This window comes from Chelativorans petroleitrophicus, from assembly GCF_025398195.1.
GTDB lineage: Bacteria > Pseudomonadota > Alphaproteobacteria > Rhizobiales > Rhizobiaceae > Chelativorans > Chelativorans petroleitrophicus.
This window is the reverse complement of record NZ_JAODNV010000020.1, coordinates 12,104-29,565: the sequence shown is the minus strand read 5'-3', so window position 1 is coordinate 29,565 and position 17,462 is coordinate 12,104. Positions and strand designations below refer to the sequence as shown.

The following is a 17,462-nucleotide window of genomic DNA, read 5'->3' as shown; positions in this document are numbered from 1 at the left end:
TTCTCCCTCCCGGCCAGCCATCGTCTCCGCAGGTTTTCGACCAAAACCGAAGGAGAAACAGATGGCTACGAAACACCTCAACCAGATCGACCTGGCTGCGCGCTGGAACATCAGTCACCGCACGCTTGAGCGGTGGCGCTGGACGGGCGAAGGCCCGCGCTTCGTCAAGCTCGGCGGTCGCGTCGTGTATCGCCTCGAAGACGTCGAGGAGTACGAGCGCGAGCAGATCCGGGCGAGCACCGCCGACCACCCCAGCAAGCCTGCAGCATGAGGTGGTGGTGATGACGATCTCCAACCGCATCTCCCTCGATGAGCTCCGGCGCATGGCTGTCGGCGACATCGCCGCTCTGTCCGCCGAGCAGCTCGCCCTCCTGCAGGACGAGGCCGCCGACGCTCTGCGCCGCGCCAAGACCGTCTGCGACTGGCTCGATGGGGCCGTCGCGCTGAAGTACGGCGATCGTGCCCACGCCGCACGGCAGGCCGCCGGCAAAGACACCGGGACCATCCGCTTCGACGACGGCGCGGTCACCGTGATCGCCGACCTGCCGAAGCGCGTCGACTGGGACCAGGACAAGCTCACCGCTCTCGTCGAACGCATCCGGGCCGAGGGCGACGACCCCACCGAATACGTCGATGTCGCGATCAAGGTGTCCGAGCGCAAGTACGCGGCCTGGCCGAGCCACATCCGCTCCGCCTTCGAGGACGCGCGCACCGTCCGCACCGGCAAGCCCAGCTTCCGTCTTTCCCTGAACACCGAGGTGACGTCATGAGCATCACGAAGAAGCTCGCGATGCTCCGCGAGCAACATTTCGGGCTGGACAAGCTGCCCGAGACCATCCGGGTGCCGGCCCTTGGCGAGCGTCACGACGAGACCGTCAAGCCGGTCGGGGCGGCCTCGATCGACGACCTGGCCTTCGCCCTCATCGGGCTGAACGAGCAGGCATCGGCTCTCTACCGCGAGATCGACGCGGTGCGCACCCTCCACGACGAGGCCCGCAAGGCCGGCGCGCTGGGAGCGGACATCGCGGTCGACGCCTTGATCGCGGCGAAGGGAGGCAAGTGATGGCGATTCCTGCCTCTCCCTGTCAGGCCTCCGGCCTTCCTCGCCTCTTGCCAATCATCTCGGCCGATCAGCGGCTCGCCGAGCCGCGCGGCATCAAGGGCACGATCTTCGGCAAGTCCGGGATCGGCAAGACCTCGCTTCTCTGGACGCTCGACCCCGCCACTACATTGTTCATCGACCTGGAGGCGGGCGACCTCGCCATCGAGGGATGGTCCGGCGACAGCGTCCGGCCGCGCACATGGGCCGAGTGCCGCGACTTCGCGGTCTTCATCGGCGGCCCCAATCCGGCGCTGCGGGACGACCAGGTCTACAGCGAGGCCCACTTCGCGGCGGTGTGCGAGCGCTTCGGCGATCCGGCTTCGCTCGACCGCTATCACACGGTCTTCATCGACTCGATCACCGTCGCCGGGCGGCTCTGCTTCCAATGGTGCAAGGGGCAGCCCGAGGCGTTCTCGGAGAAGACCGGCAAGCCCGATGTCCGCGGCGCCTATGGCCTGCACGGCCGCGAGATGGTCGCGTGGCTCACGCATCTGCAGCACACGCGGGCGAAGAACGTCTGGTTCGTCGGGATCCTCGACGAAAAGCTCGACGACTTCAATCGACGCATCTTCCAGCCGCAGATCGACGGCTCGAAGACCGGCCTCGAGCTGCCGGGCATCGTCGATGAAGTCCTGACGATGGCGGAGATCAAGGACGAGTCCGGCGCGCCGTACCGTGCCTTCGTCTGCCAGACGATCAACCCCTGGAACTTCCCGGCGAAGGATCGATCCGGCCGTCTCGACCTGATCGAGGAGCCGCATCTCGGCCGCCTGATGGCCAAGATCCGCGGCCCCGTGAAGCCCGCCTCCGAGCGGCTGGCCTATCGCAGCCCGCCCCCGGCCGCGACGGCGCCGACCTCCGACGCACCCACCCATTCCGAAAACGCCTGAACGAGGAGACCCAGCCATGACTGGATCCTGGAACGATTTCAACGACGCCAAGCAGAACAGCAACATCATCCCCAAGGGCACGCTGGCCAAGGTGCGCCTGACGATCCGTCCGGGCGGATTCGACGATCCGGCGCAGGGCTGGACCGGCGGATACGCCACGCGGGGGACGACCGGCTCGGTCTATCTCTCGGGCGAGTTCACGGTTCTCGAAGGGCCCTACGCCCGGCGCAAGATCTTCACCCTGATCGGGCTCTACAGCCCCAAGGGGCCGGACTGGGCGAACATGGGCCGCAGCCTGATCCGCGGCATGCTCAACTCCGCGCGCGGCATTTCGGACAAGGACACGTCCGCTCAGGCCCAGGCCGCGCGTCGCATCAGCGGCTTTGCCGATCTCGACGGCCTCGAGTTCGTGGCGCGGATCGACATCGGCACCGACACCAACGGCGAGGAGAAAAACGAGATCCGCGCAGCCGTGACGCCGGATCACAAGGACTATGCCGCCCTCATGGGCGTGCCCGGTGCGGCACCGCAGCCGCAGGCTCAGCCTTCCCAGCCCTCCATGCCGCACTCTTCAGCACCGGCGGCGGGCACGCGCCCGTCTTGGGCGCAGTGAGGCGGCCATGCTGCTGCGTCCCCGCCAGAAGCAGTTCGTCGAGCGCAGCGTCCGCGCGCTCGGCGAACACGGAAACACCCTCGGCGTAGCCCCGACCGGAGCCGGCAAGACGATCATGCTCTCGGGCGTCGTCGGTCGCATGGTCGGCGAAACCCCGAAGAGCACGGGCGCCAAGGCCTGCGTGCTCGCCCACCGCGACGAGCTGACCGATCAGAACCGGAGTAAGTTCGGCCGGGTGAATCCCCGTATCACGACTTCGGTCGTCGATGCGAAGGAGAAGTCCTGGAACGGGCAGGTCACCTTCGCGATGGTGCCGACGCTGGCGCGCGCCGGTAATCTCGGCCAGCTGCCCGCGCTTGACCTCCTGGTGATCGACGAGGCACACCACGCGGCCGCCGACAGCTATCGCCGCATCATCGACGCCGCGCTGCAGCGCAATCCCGAGTGCCGGGTCTACGGCGTCACCGCGACGCCCAATCGGGGCGACAAGCGCGGTCTGCGCCCGGTGTTCTCCAACGTCGCCGATCAGATCCGGATCGGCGAACTGATCGCCTCCGGCCATCTCGTGCCGCCGCGCACCTTCGTGATCGATGTCGGCGTCCAGGACCAGCTCACCAAGGTGCGTCGCACGGCCGACGATTTCGACATGGCCGAGGTCGACGCGATCATGAACCGGTCGCCGGTCACGGACGCCGTCATCCGCCACTGGCGGGAAAAGGCGGGCGAGCGCCAGACGGTGGTGTTCTGCTCGACCGTGGACCACGCGCGCAACGTGACCGCCGCTTTCAACGCGGCCGGTGTCGCCGCCGGGCTGATCCACGGCGACATGGCCGATACCAACCGGAAGACGACCCTCGACGCCTACGCCGCTGGAGAGCTGCGGGTCGTCGTCAATGTCGCCGTCCTTACTGAGGGCTGGGATCATCCCCCGACGGGCTGCGTCGTGCTGCTGCGGCCGAGCTCCTACAAATCGACCATGATCCAGATGGTCGGTCGCGGCCTGCGCACGGTCTCGCCCGAGGAGCATCCCGGTATCATCAAAACCGACTGCATCGTGCTCGATTTCGGCACGTCGACCCTGCTGCACGGATCGCTGGAGCAAGACGTCGACCTGGACGGTCGCGAGCCCTCCGGCGAGGCGCCCACCAAGGATTGCCCGGACTGCGGCGCCATCGTGCCGCTCGCCACTATCGAATGCCCGCTGTGTGGGCACCTCTGGGAGCGTCCCGAAGGCGGCGAAGCAGCGCCGCTCGGCGACTTCGTGATGTCCGAGATCGACCTCCTGAAGCGATCGAGTTTTCGCTGGTGCGATCTCTTCGGCGACGATGCCGCGCTCATCGCCAACGGCTTCAATGCCTGGGGCGGTGTCTTCTTCCTGAAAGGTCGCTGGTACGGCATCGGCGGTCTGCAGAAGCAGCGGCCTCATCTGCTGGCGATGGGCGAGCGCACTGTCTGCCTCGCGGCGGCGGACGACTGGCTCAACGAGCATGAGAGCGACGAGAGCGCGCACAAGACGCGCCGCTGGTTGAACCAGCCGCCCACCGACCGGCAGCTCGCCTTCCTGCCGCCGGATTACCGGCAGGACTTCGGGCTCACCCGCTACCAGGCATCGGCGCTGCTGGCCTTTCGCTTCAACCGCGACGCCATCCGCTCCCTCGTCTTTGGGGCGGCCGATGCCGCGCCCGAAGCAGCCATAGGGAGGGCGGCATGAGCCATGGCATCTGTTTCCCCCACCACGGCCGAGGACCGGCGGCGGCTCTGGCATCCGCGTGGAACGCTCTGTGCTGTCTGCCGGCGACCCACCCGTGGCTTTGGCTGGTTCGACCCGGTGCGCTCGAAGCAACCGCGCCCCTCGGTCTGGTTCTGCTCGATGGCCTGCCAAGGCTTCTGGACGCGCTTGGCGCGGGAGCGCTGGGCCATGGTTGATCTCACAGAACAGGAGAAGGCGGCAATTCGCGCTGCCATGAAGCCGGTCGCCGAGATCATGGAGGAAATCGGCTGGCAGGCGCGCTTCTCCGACCTCACGGAGGCGCAGGTGCTCACGCTCATCGAGGTCGCCGTCGGCGGCTTCCAGGATGCCATGCACGCCATGGCAGCCGACGCCGACGCGGAGGTGCCGTTCTGATGAAAACGTGCAGCAAATGCAGTGAAGAGAAGCCGGCGGTAGAGTTTGGCGTGCGGCGCCGGAGCCCCGATGGTCTACAGGCTTGGTGCCGGGATTGCCGCCGGGAATATCAGCGTGCCTACGCGCAGAACTTCCGAGATCCCGAAAGGCATCGGGAGGCGCAGCGCCGGTATCGGCTGCGCCACGCTGAAAAGAACAAGGCGCACGGCATCGTCAGGAGTGCAGTCAAGGCGTGCCGGATCATCGTGCCGGTCTGGTGTCAGCGCTGCGGCTGCGTGACCGAACTCGAAGCCCATCATCACGACTATTTCGAGCCGCTCGCGGTCGAATGGCTCTGCTCGACCTGCCACGGGCTCGCCCACCGCAGCTACGAGGGAGGTCAGCATGCTGGACTATAACCGCCGTCCCAGCTTTGCCGACCGGGTCAACGCCACCGTCGATCGGGCGCTCACCGCCGATCAAGTGACACGGCCAGCCCGCGACTATCTGGGCGGCTCCCGCCTCGGACACGGCTGTGAGCGCGCTCTGCAATTCGAGTTCGCGGGCGCGCCGAAGGATGAGGGCCAGGAGTTCTCCGGCCAGTCTCTGCGGATCTTCGAGATCGGACACGCGCTCGAAGATCTTGCCATCCGCTGGCTGCGCGGCGCCGGGTTCGATCTCTATACCCGCAAGGGCAACCGTCCGGACGGCGAGCAATTCGGCTTCTCGGTCGCTGGTGGCCGCATCCGCGGTCATGTCGATGGGATCATCGCCGCCGCGCCCCAGCTGCTGGGCATCGGCGTTCCCGCGCTCTGGGAATGCAAGACGATGAACGCCAGGAACTGGCGCGAGACCGTGGCCAAGGGCGTGGTTGTCGCGAAGCCCGTCTACGCGTCCCAGATCGCCCTCTACCAGGCCTACATGGAAGCGCAGGTCCCTGGCATCTCCGACAATCCCGCGCTCTTCACCGCGATCAACAAGGACACGGCCGAACTGCACCACGAACTCGTGCCGTTCGATGCGGGGCTCGCCCAACGCATGAGCGACCGCGCCGTGCGGATCCTTCAGGCGACGGATGCAGGGGATCTGCTGCCGCGCATCGCCACGGCCCGTGATTTCCACGAGTGCCGGATGTGCCCGTGGGCGGAACGCTGCTGGGGGCTGCCGGCATGAGCGGGAACAAGGTCGTCTCCCTCGATGCGTGGCGCGACTTCAACGACGCCGCGCCGCAGGCCGATCCGTTCGACATCGAGCCGGATCCAGAGCAGATCGCCGTCTTTCTCGACGTCGTCTTCGGTTACTGCGAGGGCTGGGTGCCCCTGCGCGGGTTCGTGGACAAGGGCCAAGGCATCGACGGCCGACCCCACAACGCCTGGATCGAGATCGACGACAGTTTGCTGGAGAAGGCGGTTTCCTTCGCCGGTTGGGCAGCACGCGAAGGGGCGGCCTTCTATGTGGTGCCAGGAACGGTCGCCGAGACCGGCAAGGCCAAGGCCGCCGATGTCCAGCAGATGCAGACGGTCCTGGTCGACCTCGACGCGGGTGACATCGCCGCCAAGCTCGACCACCTCATCCGGCATCTCGGCGAGCCGACACTGCTCGTCGAAAGCGGCGGCCGGACGCCGGACGGTCTCGACAAGCTGCATGTCTGGTGGCGCTTGAGCGAACCGGCCGAGGGCGAGGACATCGCGCTTCTCTGTCGGCTGCGCGGCGACATCGCGGTCAAGGTCGGCGGCGACACGCATTTCCGATCGGCCCACCAGCCGATCCGCCTGGCCGGCTCCGTCTATCACAAGGGCGGGTTCAAGCGCCTGGTCAACATCCGCCGCCACAGCCCGCGGATCGAGGTCCATCTGCGCGACTTCGCGGAAGCAGTCGCCGACATGCCGCCGCTTGCCGGGGTCGGATCCGAGCCAGGCCCCTCTACGGACAAACCGTCGATCACCGATATCCTGACGACGCCGGTCCGCGAAGGCGGATCGGACGATTGGACCCGCTTCCAAGGGGCGAGCGCTGCGATCGGCCACTACGTCCGCATGGCTCACGAGGGCCGCATGAGCCGCGACGACGCTTGGGAGGCGATCTGCCAGTACAACGCCGCCCAGCTCCGTCCGAGCTGGCCGCTCGAACGTCTCGCCTCGGAAGCACAGCGCCTCTGGCGGCTGCATGAAGAGCGCCACGGACCGGCCCTCGAACGGATCGCCGTGCCGCCGATGTCCGCGCTGCCGGTTTTCACGCTCGGCGCACTGCTCGACGACGTGAGCCCGATGCCCGACGACATCATCGCGCCGCGTTTGCTGACGCCCGGCGGGATGCTGGTGCTCGGCGGCGCGCCCAAGGTCGGCAAGAGCGACTTCCTGATCAGTCTGCTCGTCCACATGGCGGCGGGGGTGCCGTTCCTCGGCTTTGCACCAAGCCGGCCGCTACGGATCTTCTATCTGCAGGCGGAGATTCAATACCACTATCTGCGGGAGCGCCTTCATGCCATCCGGATCGAGCCGGCGCTCCTGGCCGCGGCGCGCGATAATCTCGTCGCTACGCCGAAGGTCCGCATGCTGCTCGACGCCGGCGGCGTGGGCCTGACCATCGCCGCGGTTCGCGCCCACTACGGGCATGGCGCGCCCGACATCCTCTGCATCGACCCGATCCGCAATCTCTTCGATGGCGGTCCGGACGGCGGCGGCGAGAACGACAACGCCGCCATGATGTTCTTCCTGCAGGAGCGGGTAGAAGCGCTGCGGGACGCCGTAGCCCCGGATGCCGGCCTGATCCTCTGCCATCACACCCGCAAGATCACCAAGAAGCAGCTCGCCGAGGATCCGTTCATGGCGCTCTCGGGCGCGGGTAGCCTCCGCAGCTTCTACACCTCCGGCGTGATCATGCACCGGCCCGACGAGGACCGACCGGAGCGGATGCTGCATTTCGAGCTCCGCAACGGCCCCGGCATCGAGCCGATGATCATCGACAAGGCGGACGGACGCTGGATCGTGATCGATCGCTCGGAGACAAGGCTCGTGCGTCGCGAGTTCGGCGAGAAGCTCGACGCCGAGCGCGCACGCAAACACGACGTGATCCTTCAACTGCTCTTCGATGAGGCCGGGGCCGGCCGGCTCTACACCGCGCTGCAGTTCGCCGAGACGTTCGAGAATCAGGCCGGGCTCGGCGGAAAGGATACTATCCGCGAACGGATCAGCGTGCTGGCCACGAAGGGTTTCATCAAGTTCGTGCGCGATGGCGCGCCGTTCGGTCTGCCAACCTCGCGCTCGAAGTTCGGCTATCTCTGCGTCGAGGGCATGACGTTCCCGACCGGAGAAGAGACGGCAGACCCCGACACCGGCGAGGTCGTGCCCGTCTGGATCCCGGTCCTTCCCAGCACCTACAAATGCCCGCAGAGCGGCGCGGCGCTGCCGGTCGAGAACCCCCTGGTCTGGGTCTATCAGACGGAGGAGACCTCGTGATGCGCCAGCTCATTCCGATTACGCGGACTTACGCAGAATCAAGTTGTGGCAAGTTGCGGCGAGCTGGGCGGCCAGCTTCCCAACTACTTTCGTTGCTTTTCGCGCCGCCGCGCTCCGCCCAGCCATCCCGCGCACATTCAAGTTGGGAAAGCTCGTCCCAACTACCTTGGCTCCCGCGCGCTCCGTTGCGCGGCCTTTCGCAGATTCAAGTTGGGAACGCGACCCACACAATAGGCCGTCCCAACTTCGATTTCTCCAAAAGATTCAACGCGTTGATGCGCTCTCGAAGTTGTGGGGGTGAAAGCCACCCCCTTCGGGGGTGGGGGAGAACCGCGCCAAGCGGGTTCTCCCACTCCCACCCCCAGGGGCTTCGCGCGCGCGGTCGCCGTGCCGTCTATCCCCTCACCGACATCAGACGAGAAGGACCCACCACCATGAGCCAGTGCCCGTCACCCCTCCCCAAGAGCGCGCCCCATCCGGCCCCGGTCATCGCCACATCTACGGGCGGCGCCATTCTCGCCCTGGATCTCGGCACCACCACCGGCTGGGCATTGCGCGATGGCGATGGCCTGATCACCAGCGGCACCGTCTCGCTGCGCCCGGGCCGCTTCGATGGCGGCGGCATGCGCTACCTGCGCTTTGCCAACTGGCTGGCCGAGATCGACCGGCTGTCCGGGCCGATGGCCGCGATCTGGTTCGAGGAGGTGCGCCGCCATGCCGGCACCGACGCTGCCCATGTCTATGGCGGGCTGATGGCGACGCTGACCGCTTGGGCCGAGCAGCATGGCGTGCCTTATCAGGGCGTTCCGGTCGGCACGATCAAACGTCACGTGACGGCCAAGGGCAATGCTGGCAAGGAGGCCGTGCTTGCCGCGGTCCGTGCGCGTGGTTTCAGTCCCGCCGACGATAACGAGGCCGACGCCATCGCGCTGTTGCTGTGGGCGGTGGAAACCGCAGGCGGTGTGCGATGAGCGGTTGGACGCCGAGCATGGTCGAGGAGCGGCTCGCGGAAGCCGCCGCAGTTCTCAACCGTCTGCCCGAACCGCGGCGGCAGGGATATTTCAACACCTGGCCGGATTACTTCTACGAGTTCGCCGACCTCGTCGGTCAGGAACCGCAGCCGATGCGCCTCGTCCCGTCGCCCGCCGCCATCAGCCAGATGGAGGAAACGCTGACCTGGACTTTCGACCTCGACCCGGTCGACGGCAGGATCGTGTGGATGAAAGCCCATGGTTGGCGCTGGAAGGCGATCTGCGGCCGGGTCGGGCTTCAGCGGTCCGCAGCCAACCAACACTGGCTTTATGCGCTGTGCCTCATCGCCCTGAAGCTCAACCGGCGGCGGTTCAATCGCAACCTGTCGAGGCGCAAGGTGATCGAACTGGCTTGTGCGTCGCAAGCATGAGAACCGGGTAGAACTTTGTTCGGCGGACAGTTTTCGAACGGACAAAACCGGCTTGTTTGGGGTAGATTCTGGATATGCTCGGGAGAGCAGCGCGCCCGCGACGGTGAAAACCATCGCGGGCGTTGTCGTTTCCAGTACTACCGTCACCATCATCAGCATTATCGACGAGATCAGCCCCATGCCCGTGCGTCCGCCGATCCATCGCCCGGTTGGCCGGCGCGACAAGCGCGAGCGCGATCGTGATTACGCAAGCAGGCGCAATCCGGTGGCACGTGCGCTCTACCGCTCGAAGCGCTGGCGAACGGAACGCGCCGCGTTCCTGCACGAGCATCCGCTGTGTGTGGAATGCGCGCGTCATGACCTGATCCGACCAGCCAGCGTCGTCGACCACATCGATCCCCATGGTGGTGATGAGACGGTGTTCTGGGATTGCAGCCGCTGGCAGGCGCTGTGTGCCTCGTGCCATGGCCGCAAGACGGCGGCGCAGGATGGCGGCTTCGGCAATACGCGGCGCTGCACATGAGCCCGCAACACCCCCCGGGGACCTCAAAAGTAGCGAAAGTTTGCTGCCAGGACCGCGCGCCACCAAAAACATATGCGTGGCCAAAATGGAGCATGGGGGGTGCGACGATAAAATGAACGTGCGAATTGAAGGATAAACTCGTGCCTGCGACTGATCTTGGCCCTGTTGATCTCGGTGTTACCGAGCGCCAGCTGGCGGTCGAATACCGGCCGCTCGACAGCCTGGTGCCCTATGCGCGCAATGCCCGCACGCATTCGGATGCGCAGGTGGCCGAGATCGCCGGGTCGATCCGCGCCTTCGGCTTCACCAACCCGGTGCTGATTGCCGAGGATGGCACGCTGATTGCCGGCCATGGCCGGGTGCTGGCGGCGCGCAAGCTCGGTATGGAGACGGTGCCGACGATCGTGCTGGCGGGACTGTCGGAGACGCAGCGCCGGGCGCTGGTGCTCGCCGACAACCGCATTGCCATGAATGCCGGCTGGGACGAGGAGCTGCTGGCGCTCGAGCTCTCCGACCTGCAGGAGGCCGGCTTTGACCTTGGCCTCACCGGCTTCGGCGACGACGAGTTGCAGAACCTGCTTTACGGCAGCCATGACGAACACGATGGGCTGACCGAGGACGACGCCATTCCGGAAGTTCCGGCAACGCCTGTCACACGGCGCGGCGATCTGTGGCTGCTGGGTGATCACCGGCTGCTGTGCGGTGATAGCACCTCGCCGGAAGATGTTGGTCGCCTGATGAACGGCGAACGGGCGGCGCTGTTTGCCACCGATCCGCCCTACCTGGTCGACTATGACGGAACCAACCATCCGACAAAGAAAACCGCCTCGGCGCGGGCGAAGAAAATCGCCAACAAGGACTGGGGCGACGATTATATCGAGCAGCCACACTGGGATGATTCTGCCCAAGGACCGCAGTTCTACGAGGCCTTCTGCAAGGTGGCGATCGAGCATGCCATTGCCGAGGATGTGGCATGGTATTGCTGGCACGCCTCGCGCCGCCAACGCATGCTGGAAACGGTCTGGGATCAGTTCGATGTGCTGCATCACCAGCAGATCATCTGGGCCAAATCGCGCCCGGTGCTGACGCGCTCGGTGATGCTGTGGGCGCATGAGCCGTGCCTGTTCGGATGGCGTCGCGGCAAGAAGCCCCGCATCAACCGCGAGGGGTTCGAGAGCTGGCCGACGACGGTGTGGAACATCCCATCCTCGGAGATCGAAACCCGCGAGCATCCGACTTCGAAGCCGGTGCGCGTGTTCACGCTGCCGATGCAGCTGCACACAAGACCGGGCGATATCTGTTACGAGCCGTTCTCCGGTTCGGGCTCGCAGCTGATCGCCGGCGAGAAGACCGGCCGCCGCGTCTATGGCCTCGAACTGTCGGAGGCCTTCTGCGACGTCGTCGTCAAGCGCTGGCAGGCATTCACCGGCAAGGCGGCCACGCTCGATGGCGACGGCCGCCGTTTTGATGAGATCGCCGCCGATCGAGTGCCTGATGCCGGGACCGCGACCAGGGATGCGGCAGCGGCATGAAGCAATCCCGCACCATGTCTCTGGTGGAGGCTTTCGCCAATGTCGCCGTCGGCTATGGCATTGCCGTGGTGACGCAGATGCTGGTGTTCCCGCTGTTCGGGTTGTCCACCACGCTGGCGGACAACATGGCCATGGGCGCGATCTTCACCGTGGTGTCGATCGCGCGCAGTTTTACATTGCGGCGGCTGTTCGAGGCCATCCGGATGCGGCGTGCCAACGAGGCAACCGCCGCCCCGAAGGGGCGACGGCCGTGACAGGATGAGAGCTGCGGCGTCAGGCTGCGGGCAACCGGTAGACCCGCCCACGTCCTTCGACCTTCTCGGAACTGACCTCGAGACCAAGCTTCTTCTTCAGCGCACCGGCCATTGCACCGCGCACCGTGTGCGACTGCCAGCCGGTCGCGGCCATGATCTCTTCGATGGTCGCGCCGTCGGGCGCCTGCAGCATGGCGATCAACGTTGCCTGTTTGGTGCCCTTCCGGCGCTGGACCGGGGCGGTCAGCGGTTCAGCCTGCGGGGTGTCGGTCTGCTCGTCCGTGATCCCAAGGGTGCTGTAGGCCAGCGGAGTGGCGCGCAGCGTGATCGGGCCGCGTTCTTCGTCGTGCCGCCAGACCGTGTCGAGGTCCGTGGCGGCGATTTCCTCGATCAGCCCCTGCTTCAGGAGGCTCTTGCAGACGTTGCCGACAGCGCCGCCCTTGAGGCTGGCGGTGACGGGGAACACTGCCCCGTTCTCGCGCGCGCAGGCGGTGGACAGGATGACGGCTTGGGCGTCGGAAAGCTGAATCTGGGTCATGGGGTCGTCTCCTTGATCGGGGCCGCGCCCATCGCGGCCCTTCTACGACCCCAAGCCCGCCTTGCGGCGGGCAGGCTTCGGAGAGGTTGGCGCTACTCGGCATATTCGCCTTCGCGGAACGCCATGTCGGTGATCTCGCGCAGCTTGTTGCGGTAGTGCTCGAGCGTGCCGACATGGCCCCAGTCGATCTCGTCGGGGTCGGTGTCGAAATGCTCCGCGCTGAGCGCCGACAGGCGTTCGAGCATGGCGTCGATCTCGAACTTCGCGGCGAGGAAGGCGTCGATGGCTGTGGCTCGGGTCTTGGACTGGTTGCTGTTCGTCATGGCTGTTTCCTTCATCCTGGCAATCACAGTCATGCTCTGAACGACGAGATCATCAACCGGATAAGACGATCATTTTGTTGCTGTTTTTGACGCCGGCGCCGCTGCAACGCTGGCGCAGGGAGTTTTTGACATGGCGGGACGCAAGCCGCTGCCGACACATCTGAAGCTGGTGAAGGGCACGGCCCGTCCGCATCGCCTGAACAAGGCCGAGCCGAAGCCGGTGGTGGCGACACCCGAACCGCCTGACCATCTCGATGAAGCCGCCAAGCTGAAGTTCACCGAAATGGCGGAACTGCTTGCCCGCCACGGTGTCATGACGGAACTGGATGCCGGCGCACTCGCCCGCTACGTCGTGATCTGGCGGCGCTGGCTGGAGGCGGAGCAGGAAGTGAAGCGCCGTGGCCCTGTGGTGAAGACGTCGAATGACAACATCATCCAGAACCCGTTCCTGGCTGTGGCCAACAAGTGCCTGGCGCAGATGGCGCAGATCGAGAGCGAATTCGGACTGACGCCGTCGAGCCGCTCGCGCATCCGTATGGCGGAACCCGCCGAGACGAGCGATCCGTTCGAGGAGTTCCTGAACCGTGGCCGCAAAGCCTAGTTCCTGTGCTTCGCGCAAACGGGGTGATGGCGGCAAGAAGGCTCCATCCTGCCCGGTTACAGCCTATGCCCGTGCGGTGGTTGGCGGCCGGATCGTCGCCGGCCGGCTGGTGCGTCTGGCCTGCGAGCGGCACCTCGCGGACCTGAAGGTGGGGGTAAAACGCGGCCTGGTCTGGGATGGCGCTGCGGCACGTCATGCGATCGACTTCTTCGGCCATCTGCGCCACTCGACCGGCGAATGGGCCGGCGAGCCCTTCGTGCTTCAGGGCTGGCAGCAGTTCGTCGTCGGCTCGCTCTATGGCTGGAAGCGCAAGGATGGATTGCGCCGGTTTCGCACCGCCTATGTCGAAGTAGCAAGGAAGAACGGCAAGTCGGTGCTTCTGGCCGGCACGGCGCTCTATGCGCTGATCGCCGATGGCGAGCCCGGTGCGCATGTCTATTCGGCGGCAACGACGCGCGATCAGGCCAGGATCGTCTTTGGCGAGGCCGAGCGCATGGTGGCAGCGAGTTCGGCGCTGCAATCGAGGATCACACGCACGGTGAACAATCTGGCCGTGCTGCCGACCTCGTCCTGGTTCAGGCCGCTGTCGGCGGACGCCAGCAAGATGGACGGGCTGAACATCCATTTTGCGGCCGTCGATGAAGTGCACGAACATCCGGGACCGGAGATCATCCAGAAGCTGAACACCGCCACCGGTGCGCGGCGCCAGCCGCTGATCTTCGAGATCACGACGGCCGGCTATGATCGCCATTCGGTCTGCCGCCAGCATCACGAGTTCTCGGTGAAGGCGCTGGAAGGCACGGTGCCGACGGAATCGTCGGACAGCTGGTTTGCCTATATCGCCACCATCGATGAGGGCGACGACTGGACCGACGAAAAGGTCTGGGTGAAGGCCAATCCGAGCCTTGGCGTGACGGTGAAGCTGGATGACCTGAAGCGGCAGATCGACGAGGCCAGGGAAATGCCGGCGCAGCAGAACGCCATCCGGCGTTTGCGCCTGAACGAATGGACCGAACAGGTCACGCGCTGGCTCGACATGAGCGTGTGGGAGGAAGGCGGACTGCCAGCTGCCACCGACTGGCGCATCGTCAAGCACGAGCTGGAGGAGATGGAAAACAAGCTGCTCGGCCGCGAATGTTTTGGCGGGCTCGACCTTGCCCGGGTCAATGATCTGTCAGCCTTCGTGCTGGTCTTCCCGCCGACACTGGATGAGGCGCTTGGAAAGCTTGCCGACAAATGGATCGTCACCTGCCGGTTCTGGATTCCCGAGGACGACATAGTCCGCCGTGTGCGGCGCGACCGCGTGCCCTATGACGTCTGGCGTGACCAGGGGTTCCTGACCGCTACGCCCGGCAACGCCACCGACTTTGCCTTCATCGAGGCCGAGATTCTGGATCTCGCCTCCCGTTATGACCTGCGTGAGCTTTCCTATGACCGCACCTTTGCCGGCGAGATCGTCCAGCATCTGCAGGATGAAGGCTTGAACCTGGTGCAGTTCGGGCAAGGCTTCTTGAGCATGGCCGCTCCGACGGCGGAACTGGAGCGGCTGTCGGTGTCGCGCTCGCTCTGGCATGGCGGCCATCCCGTACTGCGCTGGAACGCCTCCAATGTTGCCGTGCGCCATGATCCGGCCGGCAACATCAAGCCGGACAAGGAACGCTCCAGAGAGCGCATCGACGGCATTGTCGCCATCTGCAACGCGCTCGGGCGGGCGCTGGCCCGCGACGTCAATGCCGGCCGCTCGGTCTATGAGACCCGCGGCATCCTGATGCTGTAAAGAGCTGACGAAAGAACCCGATGGCATTCTGGTCGAACTGGTTCGGCGGCGCAAAACCGCCGGCCGCATCTCCGCGCGCGTCGTTCCAGGATGCGGGTGGCGGGATCGTCATCACCACGGCGCAGCAGCTGGAAGAGGCGCTGCGCTCGGGAACGGTGACCGCCTCGGGGGCTGCGGTGACGCCCGACAGCGCCATGCGGGTGGCGGCCGTCTATGCCTGTGTGCGCATCATCTCGGGTGCTGTGGCGACATTGCCGCTGCACATCAAGCGCCGGGTGGATGAGCGCACCCGCGAAGACGCCTCCGACACGCCGATCTGGACGGTGCTGCGACGACGGCCGAACCGCTGGCAGACGCCGTCGCAGTTCCGCCGCATGCTGCAGGCGCATCTGCTTTTGCGCGGCAATGCCTACGCCATGATCGTGCGGTCACGTGGACTGGTGCAGGAACTGATCCCGCTGCATCCCGACCGGGTCGAGGTCAGGCAGACGGACGATCTGGCGCTGGAATACATCTACACCCGCCAGGACGGACGGCGCATCCGGCTCCGCCAGGATGAGGTGTTCCATCTGGTCGGGCTGACGCTGGATGGCGTGCATGGCGTGTCGGCGATTGCCTACGCCCGCGAGACCATCGGGCTGTCGCTGGCCATGGAAGACCATGGTGCAAGCACCTTCCGTAATGGCGCCCGTGTCAGCGGCGTATTGAAACATCCGAACAAGCTCGGGCCCGAGGCGGTCGCCAATCTCAAGGCCGGGCTCGAAGAGTTCCGCTCCGGCGGCGAGCAGGAGGGAAAGAACCTGATCCTCGAAGAGGGCATGGACTATGCCCGCATCGCCATGACGGCCGAGGATGCGCAATGGATCGAGAGCCGCAAGTTCAGCCGCACCGACATTGCCATGTTCTTCGGCGTGCCGCCGCACATGATCGGCGATACGGAAAAGTCGACCAGCTGGGGCACGGGTATCGAGCAGCAATCGATCGGCTTCGTCGCCTGGACGCTCGAGGACCATCTGACCATGTGGGAAGAGGCGATCAACCGCGACCTGATCGGCGCGGAAGACGATCTCTACGCGCGCTTCAACCGGGCGGCGCTGGTCAAGGGCGACATCAAGGCGCGCTGGGAGGCTTACGTCAAAGGCCTGCAATGGGGCGTGTGGAGCCCGAACGAAATCCGGGCGCTGGAAGACCAGAACCCGCGAGACGGCGGCGACGTCTTCTATCCGCCGCCGAACACGGCGGGCGAACCAGCTGGTGGCATGAGTGCAGACGGAGACGCCGACGCTGACCATTTTGAACCAAAGGAGAACGAACCATGAGCCTTCTTGGTGCGCTGAAACTGGCCTCGACGCTGATCGTCATGGCGGTTGTCGGGCTGGCCGCCATCAGCCCTGCTTTCGACTTCGGCATCTTCATCGGTGGCGTCACGCTCGGCGGATACCTGTTCCAGCTTCTGGAGAACCTCTGATGAGCCTACGCCAGCTGCCCGAGGCGCCCACAATGGCTCGCCCACAGAACTACCAGTGGGATGCGCCGAGCGACGTGCTGGCGAAATGGGCAGAGCACCCTTTTGCCGCTGCGCCCGGTGCCGACGCCGACGCCACCATCTCCATCTTCGACGTCATCGGCGAGGATGGCTGGACAGGCGGCGGCGTCACGGCAAAGCGCATCTCGGCGGCGCTCCGTTCGATCGGCAATCGCGACGTCATCGTGCGCATCAACTCGCCCGGCGGCGACATGTTCGAGGGCATCGCCATCTACAATTTACTGCGTACGCACCCGGCAAAGGTGACCGTCGAGGTGCTGGGCTGGGCAGCGTCGGCCGCGTCCATCATCGCCATGGCCGGCGATGTGATCCGCATGGGGCTCGGCTCCTTCATGATGGTGCACAATGCCTGGGGTCTGGTCATCGGCAACCGCCATGACCTGCGCGAGGCCGCCAGCCTGTTCGAGCAGTTCGATGCGGCACTTGCCGACATCTACGAGGCCCGCACCGGCATGGATCGCGTCGGCATCGAACGGCTGATGGATGCCGAGACCTTCATGACGGCAGCGCAGGCCGTCGAATATGGCTTTGCCGATGCCGTCGACGATGGCGTTGCAGCGCCTTCCGGCGATGCCAAAAGCACAGACCGGCGGTTGATGGCACGCCGGCAAACCGAGGCCGCGCTCGCGAAGGCCGGCTTCACCCGCACCATGCGCTCCGAGATGCTCTCGGAGTTGATCGGCTCGGCCACGCGTGATGCAGGCCAGCCTTCCGCCGCGCGCGATGCAGGCGACAATCCCGAACTGAATGCCGCCGCCCTGCAGCGGCTGATCGACACCATCAGATCATAGGAGACCCG

The 17,462-nt window shown here is 65.7% G+C and carries 22 protein-coding genes; 20 read left to right on the top strand and 2 right to left on the bottom strand.

Annotation, left to right across the window (positions count from 1 at the left end):
* The first annotated feature begins 61 nt into the window (after positions 1-61).
* The 15 genes from NYR54_RS16595 (at position 62) to NYR54_RS16525 (ending at position 11,878) form a co-directional block, all read left to right on the top strand.
* Positions 62-271, top strand: a complete 210-nt coding sequence (locus NYR54_RS16595; RefSeq protein ID WP_050474479.1) for a helix-turn-helix transcriptional regulator — start codon at positions 62-64, stop codon at positions 269-271.
* A 10-nt stretch (positions 272-281) separates the two neighbouring features.
* Entirely contained in the window at positions 282-770 is a 489-nt protein-coding gene (locus NYR54_RS16590; protein WP_045449929.1) for a hypothetical protein, read from the top strand.
* Positions 767-1,063 (top strand): hypothetical protein, encoded by a 297-nt coding sequence (locus NYR54_RS16585; RefSeq protein ID WP_045449928.1) that lies wholly within the window; start codon positions 767-769, stop codon positions 1,061-1,063. Before NYR54_RS16590 ends, NYR54_RS16585 begins: the two co-directional genes overlap by 4 nt.
* Positions 1,063-1,992 carry an ATP-binding protein gene (locus NYR54_RS16580; protein ID WP_089412747.1) on the top strand — a complete coding sequence of 310 codons (930 nt, stop codon included), beginning with the start codon at positions 1,063-1,065 and terminating at the stop codon, positions 1,990-1,992. The genes NYR54_RS16585 and NYR54_RS16580 overlap by 1 nt, the downstream gene beginning before the upstream one ends.
* Before the next feature lie 16 nt (positions 1,993-2,008).
* Positions 2,009-2,605 carry a hypothetical protein gene (locus NYR54_RS16575; protein WP_089412748.1) on the top strand — a complete coding sequence of 199 codons (597 nt, stop codon included), beginning with the start codon at positions 2,009-2,011 and terminating at the stop codon, positions 2,603-2,605.
* 7 nt (positions 2,606-2,612) lie between these two features.
* Positions 2,613-4,316: a DEAD/DEAH box helicase gene (locus tag NYR54_RS16570; protein WP_045449866.1), complete on the top strand. Its 1,704-nt coding sequence runs from the start codon at positions 2,613-2,615 to the stop codon at positions 4,314-4,316.
* Positions 4,317-4,319: 3 nt separating this feature from the next.
* On the top strand, positions 4,320-4,730 hold the full coding sequence (locus tag NYR54_RS16565; RefSeq protein ID WP_197052979.1) for a DUF6511 domain-containing protein: 411 nt from the start codon (positions 4,320-4,322) through the stop codon (positions 4,728-4,730).
* The gene (locus tag NYR54_RS16560; protein ID WP_261516826.1) at positions 4,730-5,128 is read left to right on the top strand and encodes a hypothetical protein; all 399 of its coding nucleotides are present in this window, start codon (positions 4,730-4,732) and stop codon (positions 5,126-5,128) included. The genes NYR54_RS16565 and NYR54_RS16560 overlap by 1 nt, the downstream gene beginning before the upstream one ends.
* Complete coding sequence (locus NYR54_RS16555) at positions 5,115-5,882, top strand: PD-(D/E)XK nuclease family protein (protein ID WP_261516824.1); 768 nt, start codon at positions 5,115-5,117, stop codon at positions 5,880-5,882. The genes NYR54_RS16560 and NYR54_RS16555 overlap by 14 nt, the downstream gene beginning before the upstream one ends.
* Positions 5,849-8,167: an AAA family ATPase gene (locus NYR54_RS19310; RefSeq protein ID WP_261516823.1), complete on the top strand. Its 2,319-nt coding sequence runs from the start codon at positions 5,849-5,851 to the stop codon at positions 8,165-8,167. The genes NYR54_RS16555 and NYR54_RS19310 overlap by 34 nt, the downstream gene beginning before the upstream one ends.
* A gap of 434 nt (positions 8,168-8,601) precedes the next feature.
* Positions 8,602-9,138 (top strand): crossover junction endodeoxyribonuclease RuvC, encoded by a 537-nt coding sequence (locus NYR54_RS16545; RefSeq protein WP_167874118.1) that lies wholly within the window; start codon positions 8,602-8,604, stop codon positions 9,136-9,138.
* A 17-nt stretch (positions 9,139-9,155) separates the two neighbouring features.
* Positions 9,156-9,569, top strand: coding sequence for a DUF6362 family protein (locus NYR54_RS16540; RefSeq protein ID WP_261516821.1), 414 nt, complete (start codon positions 9,156-9,158; stop codon positions 9,567-9,569).
* A 103-nt stretch (positions 9,570-9,672) separates the two neighbouring features.
* Positions 9,673-10,092, top strand: coding sequence for an HNH endonuclease (locus NYR54_RS16535; RefSeq protein ID WP_261516820.1), 420 nt, complete (start codon positions 9,673-9,675; stop codon positions 10,090-10,092).
* A gap of 140 nt (positions 10,093-10,232) precedes the next feature.
* Complete coding sequence (locus tag NYR54_RS16530) at positions 10,233-11,624, top strand: site-specific DNA-methyltransferase (protein ID WP_423738635.1); 1,392 nt, start codon at positions 10,233-10,235, stop codon at positions 11,622-11,624.
* Positions 11,621-11,878 carry a DUF7220 family protein gene (locus tag NYR54_RS16525; RefSeq protein WP_261516819.1) on the top strand — a complete coding sequence of 86 codons (258 nt, stop codon included), beginning with the start codon at positions 11,621-11,623 and terminating at the stop codon, positions 11,876-11,878. Before NYR54_RS16530 ends, NYR54_RS16525 begins: the two co-directional genes overlap by 4 nt.
* 19 nt (positions 11,879-11,897) lie before the next feature.
* On the opposite strand, the gene NYR54_RS16520 is transcribed toward NYR54_RS16525, so the two are convergent.
* A complete protein-coding gene (locus tag NYR54_RS16520; RefSeq protein WP_261516818.1) occupies positions 11,898-12,416 on the bottom strand; it encodes a DUF3489 domain-containing protein in 519 nt (172 codons plus the stop codon).
* Between the two features lie 92 nt (positions 12,417-12,508).
* Complete coding sequence (locus tag NYR54_RS16515) at positions 12,509-12,739, bottom strand: hypothetical protein (protein WP_167874077.1); 231 nt, start codon at positions 12,737-12,739, stop codon at positions 12,509-12,511.
* Between the two features lie 130 nt (positions 12,740-12,869).
* Here NYR54_RS16515 and NYR54_RS16510 point away from each other — a divergent pair, with 130 nt between their 5' ends.
* The 5 genes from NYR54_RS16510 to NYR54_RS16490 are packed head-to-tail and all read left to right on the top strand — an operon-like array spanning position 12,870 to position 17,454.
* The gene (locus NYR54_RS16510) at positions 12,870-13,340 is read left to right on the top strand and encodes a phage terminase small subunit P27 family (RefSeq protein ID WP_100651845.1); all 471 of its coding nucleotides are present in this window, start codon (positions 12,870-12,872) and stop codon (positions 13,338-13,340) included.
* On the top strand, positions 13,324-15,117 hold the full coding sequence (locus tag NYR54_RS16505) for a terminase large subunit (protein ID WP_261516817.1): 1,794 nt from the start codon (positions 13,324-13,326) through the stop codon (positions 15,115-15,117). Before NYR54_RS16510 ends, NYR54_RS16505 begins: the two co-directional genes overlap by 17 nt.
* Before the next feature lie 20 nt (positions 15,118-15,137).
* Positions 15,138-16,436 (top strand): phage portal protein, encoded by a 1,299-nt coding sequence (locus NYR54_RS16500; RefSeq protein ID WP_261516816.1) that lies wholly within the window; start codon positions 15,138-15,140, stop codon positions 16,434-16,436.
* Positions 16,433-16,585 (top strand): hypothetical protein, encoded by a 153-nt coding sequence (locus NYR54_RS16495; protein WP_156953508.1) that lies wholly within the window; start codon positions 16,433-16,435, stop codon positions 16,583-16,585. The genes NYR54_RS16500 and NYR54_RS16495 overlap by 4 nt, the downstream gene beginning before the upstream one ends.
* A complete protein-coding gene (locus NYR54_RS16490) occupies positions 16,585-17,454 on the top strand; it encodes a head maturation protease, ClpP-related (RefSeq protein ID WP_261516814.1) in 870 nt (289 codons plus the stop codon). The genes NYR54_RS16495 and NYR54_RS16490 overlap by 1 nt, the downstream gene beginning before the upstream one ends.
* The last annotated feature ends 8 nt before the right edge of the window (positions 17,455-17,462 follow it).